At 41.0% G+C, this 10,298-nt stretch carries 7 protein-coding genes; 3 read left to right on the top strand and 4 right to left on the bottom strand.

Annotated features, from left to right (window positions below):
* Positions 1–102: 102 nt before the first annotated feature.
* From mdtG to ttrS, 4 genes are all read right to left on the bottom strand, one after another.
* Complete coding sequence (gene mdtG, locus AACU98_RS00100) at positions 103–1,311, bottom strand: multidrug efflux MFS transporter MdtG (RefSeq protein ID WP_004243586.1); 1,209 nt, start codon at positions 1,309–1,311, stop codon at positions 103–105.
* A gap of 284 nt (positions 1,312–1,595) precedes the next feature.
* A complete protein-coding gene (locus AACU98_RS00095; protein ID WP_004243585.1) occupies positions 1,596–2,537 on the bottom strand; it encodes a Kdo(2)-lipid IV(A) acyltransferase in 942 nt (313 codons plus the stop codon).
* A gap of 74 nt (positions 2,538–2,611) precedes the next feature.
* Complete coding sequence (gene ttrR / locus AACU98_RS00090; RefSeq protein WP_004243584.1) at positions 2,612–3,214, bottom strand: tetrathionate respiration response regulator TtrR; 603 nt, start codon at positions 3,212–3,214, stop codon at positions 2,612–2,614.
* Positions 3,215–3,224: 10 nt separating this feature from the next.
* Positions 3,225–4,988, bottom strand: coding sequence for a tetrathionate respiration histidine kinase TtrS (gene ttrS / locus AACU98_RS00085; RefSeq protein ID WP_161735311.1), 1,764 nt, complete (start codon positions 4,986–4,988; stop codon positions 3,225–3,227).
* 163 nt (positions 4,989–5,151) lie between these two features.
* On the opposite strand from ttrS, the gene ttrB reads away from it, so the two are divergent.
* Genes ttrB through ttrA form a run of 3 tightly spaced genes read left to right on the top strand, consistent with a single transcriptional unit; the run spans position 5,152 to position 9,993 of the window.
* Positions 5,152–5,892 carry a tetrathionate reductase subunit TtrB gene (ttrB, locus tag AACU98_RS00080; protein WP_004243581.1) on the top strand — a complete coding sequence of 247 codons (741 nt, stop codon included), beginning with the start codon at positions 5,152–5,154 and terminating at the stop codon, positions 5,890–5,892.
* Complete coding sequence (ttrC, locus tag AACU98_RS00075) at positions 5,889–6,917, top strand: tetrathionate reductase subunit TtrC (RefSeq protein WP_004243580.1); 1,029 nt, start codon at positions 5,889–5,891, stop codon at positions 6,915–6,917. The genes ttrB and ttrC overlap by 4 nt, the downstream gene beginning before the upstream one ends.
* Entirely contained in the window at positions 6,910–9,993 is a 3,084-nt protein-coding gene (gene ttrA, locus AACU98_RS00070; protein WP_161735309.1) for a tetrathionate reductase subunit TtrA, read from the top strand. The genes ttrC and ttrA overlap by 8 nt, the downstream gene beginning before the upstream one ends.
* Positions 9,994–10,298: the final 305 nt, after the last annotated feature.

The following is a 10,298-nucleotide window of genomic DNA, read 5'->3' as shown; positions in this document are numbered from 1 at the left end:
GAAAAATAAAATAAAAAAATTAACAATTAGACCTTTAAGAGAGAAAGTGTAATTTTTTATTGAAAAAAAACTATTAACTAAATCTATTGGTGGATTTTTTGACTATTTTCTTTGCGGGGTACGAAAGCTTATCCATGAGTAAATAAGATTAAAAAATACCACCGCAGCGGTGAAATAAAAAACAGCTCTAAATCCATAATTGGCCGCAACAAACGCGCCCATTAACGGTCCAGTAACATTTCCTACATCTCGTAAGGCTTGATTATAGCTGAAAATTCGACCAGCAATTGCAGGCGTAATATTGTATAAAATAAGCGTTTGTACCGCAGGTAACATGGCAGCGTTTACCGCACCCAATAAAAAACGTAATGCGCCTAGTTCCCAATAATTACTGACGAGTGCCATCGGAATAAGCATAAAAATAGATAAACCCAATGTGAAAATAAGCACCTTATCAGGGCCTATGCGATCACCTAATTTGCCAAAACGAGGGGCACTAATTAAAGCGGCAATACCGGGAACAGATGCAATCACACCACTAATAAAGGCAAGATTACTGATAGAGCCGGCTAGATCACGGATATAAAGTGTTAAAATAGGCGTAACAGAGCCTGTTGCCACTTGGATAATCATGGTGGTGAAAAACAGGCAAATGACTAATCTTTTATTTTTGAGTGATGAAAAAACTTGCTGGGTGGATAATGCATCTTTTTTAGAAACAGGGGTAAAATTTTCGCTAACAAAAAATAGGGTCACTATAAAACAGATAAATAAAACCGCGGCTGTAATAAAGAAAACCGGACGTAAACCGTAGAGATCGGCAAGTATTCCACCAATTAATGGCCCAATTAATGCGCCACTTACTGCACCCGTAGAAAGAGTTCCTAATGCCCAACCACTTTTTTTAACGGGCACTTGTGTGGCGATAAGAGCATTAGCATTAGGCACAAAACCCCCTAATACCCCTAATAAAGCGCGTAAAATTAATAGTTGCCAAATATTTTGAGCAAAACCAATGAGTACCATGACGATCGCCATACCTAAGGCAGAACGTAATAGCATTAATTTGCGTCCTTTTCTATCTGACAATTTTCCCCAAAAAGGTGCCGCTATGGCAGAAAAGAGAAAAGTAATACTAAAAGCGACACCAGTCCATAGGTTTAAGGACTCATGATCTTTAATGCCAAGCTCTTCTACATACAATGGTAGAAAAGGCATAATCAAGCTAAAGCCGGCACCCGTTAAAAAACAACCAAACCAGACAATGTAGAGATTTCGTTTCCAAGAATTGTTGCGGGGCTTTAGGTTCATGTCACTCCTTTATCTAAGAATGTAAACGAAGCACATAAAGTGAGAATAATGGTGTTTGCGTTGTTTTTTTTATCTCAATGTTGGTTATCTATTCTTAAATAAGAATATCGCCATAATACAAAATAACAACGATAGGTAGTGCTTTATAATGTGTTTATTTGCAGGAAATAATAGTAGTGAGTATGGCTAATTTTATTATTTTAGTCTTGTATTTTAATCTTGGTTAAGAGAGTCAATCTGTTTGTCAGTGACTGTTTTTTTATTAAAACAGTCACTGATGGGGACTAGTGTACTTTCTTTATCTCATTATATAAAGAAGCTTCTCCAGGTGGGCGGGTTTTAAAACGACGGTGTAACCACATATATTGATCAGGAGCACGTAAAATTTCTTGTTCGACCACTTTATTCATTGCGATAGCGGTGTTTTCTTCACTATCGATGGGAAAATCAGCTACGGCAGGTGAAATAATCAGTTCATAACCTTTTGCTTCAGGTAAGCGCTTTGGTGTAAACGGGATCAGAGCCGGATGACTGGTTTTGACTAGAATATAGGTTCCTGTTGTTGTCGCTGCTTTATCTACGGCAAAAAGTGGGGCAAAGACACTCTTTCGTGGGCCGTAATCGTGGTCAGGGGCATACCAGAGGATCTCTCCTGCTTTTAAATTGCGGATCATACCTTTGACATCTTTTCTATCTAACATAAATTTGTTAGAACGCAAACGACCCCAAGTTTGTAACCAGTCCATAACTGGATTGTCATTAGGGCGATACACACCAATACCGGGGTTTAGCATGCCAAATATACGTGCACCTAACTCAAGGGTTAAAAAGTGTATACCAACGACAATAATACCTTGGCCAGTTTCTTGTACTTTTTGAATATTTTCTCTACCACTGATTTTAAACCAACGTTTCACACGCCAATCAGGCCAAAACCAAGCCATTCCTGTTTCAAATAGCCCCATACCAACGGACTCGAAGTTTTTATTCACTAACGCTTCACGTTCATTTTTAGGCATGTCAGGAAAACATAGCTCAAGATTACGTTCTGCTATTTGTACACGTTTTTTTAAAAAGACTTTAGATAAACGACCTAGCCGTGTACCCAACCAGTAGATAACGGGATAAGGGAGCAGAACGAGAAGATAGAGTAATCCTATCCCCAACCATGTCAGCCAATATTTGGGCTGTAAAAATGATGTTTTAAATGGAGGTGACTTTATCATAAGCCTATCTATTTACTATTTTTCCAATGAATATTCTATATTGTGACACTTTTTACCGCAGATCAGAAATTTTGTCATAAATTTGGCGCTACAATATCAATTCCTTGTAATGCGGTAACTAATTCTGCGATATTTTTAACGGCCATTTTATCCATCACTTTTGCTCGATGTACCTCAACTGTTCTGATAGAAACACAGGCAGTTTCAGCAATTTCTCGATTCATTAGGCCTTGAATAACATAATATGCAATATCTTTTTCTCTTGGTGTCAGTGAGGCATAACGGCGACGGATATCATCAGCCGTAAAGCGTGTTGCAGTTTCAGTAAAGGCAGATTTCAGTGCAGAGAGTAATGCATTGCTATCAACGGGTTTTTGTAAAAAATCAATGGCACCTTTTTTTATTTCTTCAACCGCCATCGGAATATCACCATGACCCGTTAAGAAAATCACTGCTAGCGTACTGTGTTTTTCAATTAAATATTGATGTACTTGTCTACCATCTGCTTTAGGCATTCTCATGTCTAACAGCACAACCCCTTGCTGATAAAGGTCAATATTATGGAGAAAATATTCGCTGTCATTCCAAACCTGCGCCGCATAACCTAAGCTTTCTAATAGAAATTGGCAAGCATCGGTGACGGCGAGATCGTCATCAACCAGATGAATTGTTGGCATTTTTCTTCCTCTAATTATTGTTATTGGGGAAAATAAGGGTGATTTTTAATCCAACATTATTTTGCTTATCTTTTTGATTTTCTATGTGAATATCAGCACCTTGTGAATTTAATAAGCGTTGACAAATCACCAAACCTAAACCAAGACCTTCTGTTTTGGTGGTTTGAAAAGGGGAGAAAGGTTGTTCAAGCTGGCTATGGCTCATTCCTCCCGCATCATCTTTGATCACAATTAACAACCTATCTGGCGCTTTATGGGTGCTTATCTGTAGCACTTTAGTACCCGCCTGTAGGCTATTGGTGATCAAATTAGATAATATTTGCTCTAATAATGTTTCAGGTAAGTATAGGGTATCATGTTTATCAATCTTAGTGATCAGAGTCATTTGTGGATATTTTTCATCAATACGTAATAACCGCCAAATATGTTCAATACATTGGGCAATATTTTGTTCTGACAGTGGCACTGTATCACTATTTGCTGATTGCTTACCTACCCATAAACGTAGATTGCGAATAATATCTGCGCCACGTTGGGCTTGCTGGTCTATCTGTCGTAACGCGGGGAGTAATGGATGATTTTTGTTCTCTTTTTCTAGACGGATCGCACTACCTTGGGCATAACTTTTGATCGCAGAAAGAGGTTGATTAAGCTCATGAGCAAAGCCTGACGCCATTTCACCTAAAATATTTAAACGCTGAGCTTGTTCTAATGCCTCTTTTTGCTCTCTTAAATGGATATGCGCTTGTTCTAATTGATGGCTACGTCTTCTGACCAAATAACTAATCCAGATTTGGTTGAAAACCAGTAAGATAATGGCACCCAATGATAATCCGATAATAAAACGGTGCTGGATAGCCCAAATTTTCGCATCTTGCCAAAGTTGTCGCTGCCTTGGGTGTTGGTTGACTTCTCGGAGTAAATTTTCCACTTGAGAATGAGAAGCGGGTGCCCCCCATTTCATGGCGTCGCTTTCATCATTGAGTAATGTTCGTGTCACTTTATCCACTAATGTGTCAGGAACAGTATCTAATGCAGCAAATGACCAATTAGGATAGAGCGGAGTACTGGTTAAACAAGAAGTATTGGTAGAATAATTTAATAATGGACGATAATCTTCTTTATTAATAAGACCTTCGTTATCCATATTTTCTAATAAACAAACTGGGATGATCGCTGCATTAATATCGCCATCACGTAATAAGTAAAGTAACGCATCAGCCGGAAAACCACTAAAACGTAATGTAAAATCCTGTTCAGGATCAATCCCTTCTTCACGCAGTGCTTTGTAACCTAACAGATATCCACCAAAGGCATCTGGTGCAATGGCGCCAACACGCTTTCCGACTAATTCATGAATCGATGTAATTGCGCTGTCTTTGCGCACCAAAATAAGGCTACCAATCACATTTCTTGTTGTGTTATCCGGCTCATAACCCGAGCGTAAAGAGAGTAACCAACGTAGCGGATATGCACTATCAAGCTGGACAAATTGCGCTGGATTCGTCAATAGAAAATCCACTCTCTTGTCTGCCACTGCTTGCTTCATTTCTGACAAGTTAAGTGGTAACAGCAGAAAGCTATCTGTGGGTATTTGTTGATCTAAGGTATCGATAAGCGGTTGCCAATGTCTTTGTGTTGAGGCGTCGCCTCGCAACGCTAACACACCAATAGTCCACTCTTTGGCAACCGCAGAAGAAGAGAGTAGAAAAAAGAGCAGTAATAAGCTCAAACTAGCGATTTTTTTTATCCCAATTGTCTGTTTTATCGTCATAACTATCTAATGTTAAATATTGTTTTGGATCAAGTTCGCACCGAGTATGTGGTAAACCACAATAGGTGGAGGACTCAGTAATTTTTACAATGCCATAAATACTTATTTTCTATTCCCTTCGCTCAATGTGGCAGGTATTTACTGAGTGATACTGGAGACAAATATGGATCTTGGTAAACGAAAATTCTTACAACAATTAGGGGTCCTTACCGCAGGTGCTTCACTGGTTCCTCTCTCTCAAGCTGGCATTAAACTATCCCCAGAGCGCCGTGAAGGCTCAGAGGATAAACGTTATGGCATGCTGATCGATCTGCGTCGTTGTGTTGGGTGTCAATCTTGTACAGTGAGCTGTACGATTGAAAACCAAACGCCACAAGGACAATTTAGGACGACAGTAAACCAATATCAAGTTGCTATCAAGGGGCAAGAGGGAATAACGAACGTCTTACTCCCTAGATTATGTAACCATTGTGACGAGCCTCCGTGTGTACCTGTTTGTCCTGTTCAAGCAACATTTCAACGCAAAGACGGGATCGTCGTGATTGATAATGAACGTTGTGTAGGCTGTGCTTATTGTGTGCAAGCATGTCCTTATGATGCCCGTTTTATCAACCATTCCACTCAGACAGCCGATAAATGTACTTTTTGTGCTCATCGCCTAGAAGTTGGGTTATTACCTGCCTGTGTTGAATCTTGTGTGGGGGGCGCTCGTATTATCGGTGATATGAAAGATCCACACAGCACAATAAGTAAAATGATCCGCGAGCATGAACATGAATTAAAAGTACTTAAACCAGAAAGTGGCACCTTGCCACAAGTTTTTTATCTTGGTTTAGATGATGCATTTGTGCAGCCATTAGTTGGACAAGGGCAACCCGCATTATGGCAGGAGGTTCACTCATGATTTCATCCGTTTCGCAAATTCAAGAAGTGATAGCGATCCCCCAAGAATACTTTTGGTTACCTTGGGCAGTGCAATATTTCTTTTTTATCGGCATTGCGTGTTGCGCAACACTTTATGCATGCTGGCAATGTTGGAAAGGGCGTACAGGTAATCCTCGTTTAGAAGCTGTTGCGGTTTTTATTGCTGTTACGGCGGGGATCACCGCCCCTTTAGCATTAACCGCTGATCTCCATCAAACCGCACGTGTTTGGCATTTTTATGCTTATCCAACTCCTTGGTCGTGGATGGCATGGGGATCACTATTACTGCCACTCTTCTCTGCATTTAGTATTTTGTACTTTATTGCCATGGTCGTGCGTTTAGTGTGGAAACGTGAATATAAGTTAACGCGTTGGGTTGCTTTAGCCTGCGCCTTAACCTCGATAGGTTTATTGCTCTATACCGGCCGTGAAGCTTCTATTTTAAAAGCAAGACCGGTGCTTTATACCTACTGGCTGCCGATATTACTGTTTTTTAGTGCCATGCAAGTATTGCCTACGCTATTAGCATTAGGTACGCGACGAGAGCCTGTGTATCAGCGTGAACTGGCTATGTGGTTTATCGGATCTTTAATGTTACTTGCTGTATGTACAGGTTTTTGGATTGCGGGGGATACTATTTCAGGACAAGCCATTAGGCAACAATTGGCAATAGGAAGTTTAGGCTGGTGGAGTGCGATAGGGGTTATTGCCTTATGGATAGTGTCTGTTGCTATGGGCGGATTAATGGCAAAACAGGCACGCTCAGTGGCATTTATTACCGTAATGGCTTTTATTTCAATGGGATTGGCGTGGGTATTACGTTGGCTAATGTTAATGGGAAGCCAATATATTCCCAAATATAACATTATTACCAATCCTTATCAGTTCCCGCTGGGTAATGATGGATTATTAGCGATTGTTGGAACATTTGGGCTTTGGATAGCGTTAACCATTATATTCAGAGAAAGTATTCGTTGGGTTGTCAGGAGAGTACAGCATGGCTAAGTTTACAAGACGTCAATGGCTTAAAGGTGGATTGGTTATCGGTGGTATTGCCGCATTTGCTGCCAGTTATCGCGATGTTGCTAAGCGTGCTGTCGACGGTCTCGTTGATGGGACATCTGGTAAGGTTACTTTGGATAGGATCAACGGTAACTCTTTATTACCAGAAGGTAAAATCACGGCGAAAGCGAATTGGCAACCTAATACCAATCAAGCTGTTTGTATGACTCAGTGCTTTGGCTGCTGGACTCAGTGCGGTGTGCGTGCGAGAGTCGATCGTAACAATAATCAAGTATTACGTATTGCAGGAAATCCTTATCACCCATTATCTCAGGATATCCATTTTGGTTATAACATGCCAATAAAAGAAGCCTTTGAAAAAATGGGGGGCGAAAGTGGTTTAGCTAACCGCTCTACGGCTTGTGCTCGTGGTGCGACGATGATGGAAAGCCTCGATAGTCCTACTCGTATTCTTGAACCCATGAAACGAGTGGGTAAACGAGGTGAGGGGAAATGGCAACGAATTAGCTTTGAGCAACTGATCAAAGAAGTGGTTGAGGGGGGCGATTTATTTGGTGAAGGACATGTTGATGGCTTACGTGCTATCCGCGATTTAGCAACACCCATTGATCCTAAACAGCCAGCCCTAGGACCTAAAGCAAATCAGTTATTAGTTACTAATGCTGGGGATGATGGCCGAGATAGTTTTATTCGTCGCTTTGCACAAAATGCCTTTGGTAGTAAAAATTTTGGGGCTCATGGCTCTTATTGTGGATTAGCGTATCGTGCCGGCTCCGGTGCATTAATGAATGATCTGGATAAAAACGCTCATGTGAAGCCTGATTGGGATCATGTTGAATTTGCACTATTTTTAGGTACTTCACCTGCGCAATCAGGTAATCCATTTAAACGCCAAGGTCGCCAATTAGCGAATGCGCGTATTCGTGGTTCGTTTAACTATGTAGTTGTGGCACCTGCTTTGCCATTAACCACCACGTTAGCGAATGATCATGGTCATTGGGTACCCGTACAACCGGGAACAGATGCTGCTTTAGTGATGGGTATGATCCGCTGGATCATTGAAAACAAACGCTATAATGCTGAGTATTTATCGGTGCCCAGTGAAGTGTCGATGAATAATGTTGGAGAGCGAAGCTGGACTAATGCGACACATTTAGTCATTAGTGATGAAAATCATCCACTGTCAGGGCAGATGTTAACCGCCGCGCATCTTGAGGATATTGCCGATGATGGCGAAGCGCAAAATATGGTTATAGCCCTTAATGGACAGCTTACAGCAGCGATGCAAGTAGACAGAGCACAGCTTTTTGTTACTCAAAAAGTGACATTAAAAACAGGTATTGAGGTTACAGTAAAATCAAGTTTCCAATTATTAACTGAAGCTGCAAGTCGCATGTCATTGGCGGAGTATAGTGAACGTTGTAAAGTACCTGAAAGCACTATTATTGCCTTAGCGCGTGAATTTACTGACTACGGACGAAAAGCTGCGGTTATCTCACATGGTGGCATGATGGGGGGAAATGGTTTCTATACGGCGTGGAGTGTCATCATGCTAAACGCTTTAATTGGAAATCTAAACCTGAAAGGGGGAGTATCTGTCGGTGGAGGTAAATTTAATGGTGCGATAGATGGCCCTCGTTACAACATGGATAGTTTTAAAGGCAAAATTAAGCCTAAAGGAATGGTGCTATCGCGCAGTAAAGCGGCTTATGAACAATCTGATGAATACCGTGAACGGATCGCGAAAGGGGAGTCTCCTTATCCTGCTAAAGCGCCGTGGTATCCGTTTGCCGCAGGGCAATTAACAGAGCAACTGGGGTCGGCATTAGCGGGTTATCCTTATTCATTAAAAGCATGGATAACCAATATGACGAACCCGCTATACGGTATTGCAGGTATTCGCCAAGTTATGGAAGCGCGTCTTAAAGATCCACAGCATCTACCATTGATTATTGGTATCGATGCTTTTATGAATGAGACCACTGCACTGGCGGACTATATTGTGCCTGATACGCATAACTTTGAAAGTTGGGGATTTAGTGCGCCGTGGTCTGGTGTACAAGTCAAAGCCAGTACGGCACGTTGGCCGATTGTAGAGCCTCGTGTGGCGAAAACAGCCGATGGTCAACCTATATCAATGGAAACTTTCTGTATTGCGGTTGCTAAAGCATTAGACTTACCCGGCTTTGGTGAAAATGCGCTAGAAGATAAAGATGGGCATTTCCACGCAATTAATAGTGCTGAAGATTATTATCTGCGTGTAGCGGCTAATATTGCCTTTATGGGCGAGCAGCCTGTAGCACCTGCCAGCCATGAAGATATTTTATTAAGTGGTGTCGATCGTATTCTTCCTGCTATTACTGCCACTTTAAAAGAAGAAGAAGTTCTAAGGGTGGCGAATATTTATACTCGTGGTGGTCGTTTTGCCCCTTATGATAAAGCATGGAATGGTGATGCGACAGGCCCGCAATGGAAGAAACCATTACAGATCTGGAATGAAAATGTAGCGAAGAATCATCATGCTATTACCGGTGAGCGATATAGTGGTTGCCCAACTTATTATCCACCGCGTTTATCTGACGGTAGCGATATACATCAACATTTTCCACAAGAGCAATGGCCATTAAAACTGATGTCCTTTAAATCTCATGTGGTAAGTAGCTCAACGGGCATGATCCAACGTTTAAGAATGGTAAAACCAAGCAATTTAGTCGCGATTAATCCGCTAGATGGTGAAAAATGGGGGATCAAGCATGGTGATAAAGTGCGCATAGTGACCCCTGGTGGAGAGGTTGAGGCTGAAATTAGTTTATTAGAGGGGGTTATGCCTGGAGTGTTAGCGATTGAACATGGTTATGGACATAAAGAGCTAGGCTCACGTCAACACTATTTAGATGGGCAACCATTAGCTATGGATAAAGCAATAGGTAGTGGTATTAACTTAAACGACTTAGGCTTTGCTGATCCAACACGAGAAATAACGAATACTTGGTTAGATTGGGTTTCTGGTGCCTCTGTACGTCAAGGATTACCGGCAAAGATTGAGCGTATCGCCTAATAGTATGTAGCAATAGTGTCTTTTTGTTGTTGATGACTCTATTGGTGCTCACTTCACTCTAGGAGTGCTGTAAGAGTGAAGTGAGTCATGCTATGACATATTGTGCTTATTAATATGTTTAGTGTCATATTGAATATGAAGAAGATTTTTTATGTTATAAAACGTTGCTCTTAGGTGATTAAATATTTTTAATTTTTGATATGTTCACCCATATTTATAATCCTATTATAGAGTTCAATGTTAAGTAATAGGAGTTTGTTATTTCCTCAATTAATTAAACTATTAGCTTCATAATTTCATTCCAT

It is taken from the genome of Proteus sp. G4380, assembly GCF_963885725.1.
In the GTDB taxonomy this organism is placed as follows: domain Bacteria; phylum Pseudomonadota; class Gammaproteobacteria; order Enterobacterales; family Enterobacteriaceae; genus Proteus; species Proteus mirabilis.
Note: the sequence above shows the minus strand (reverse complement) of the source record. Positions and strands in the feature narration are given on the sequence as shown.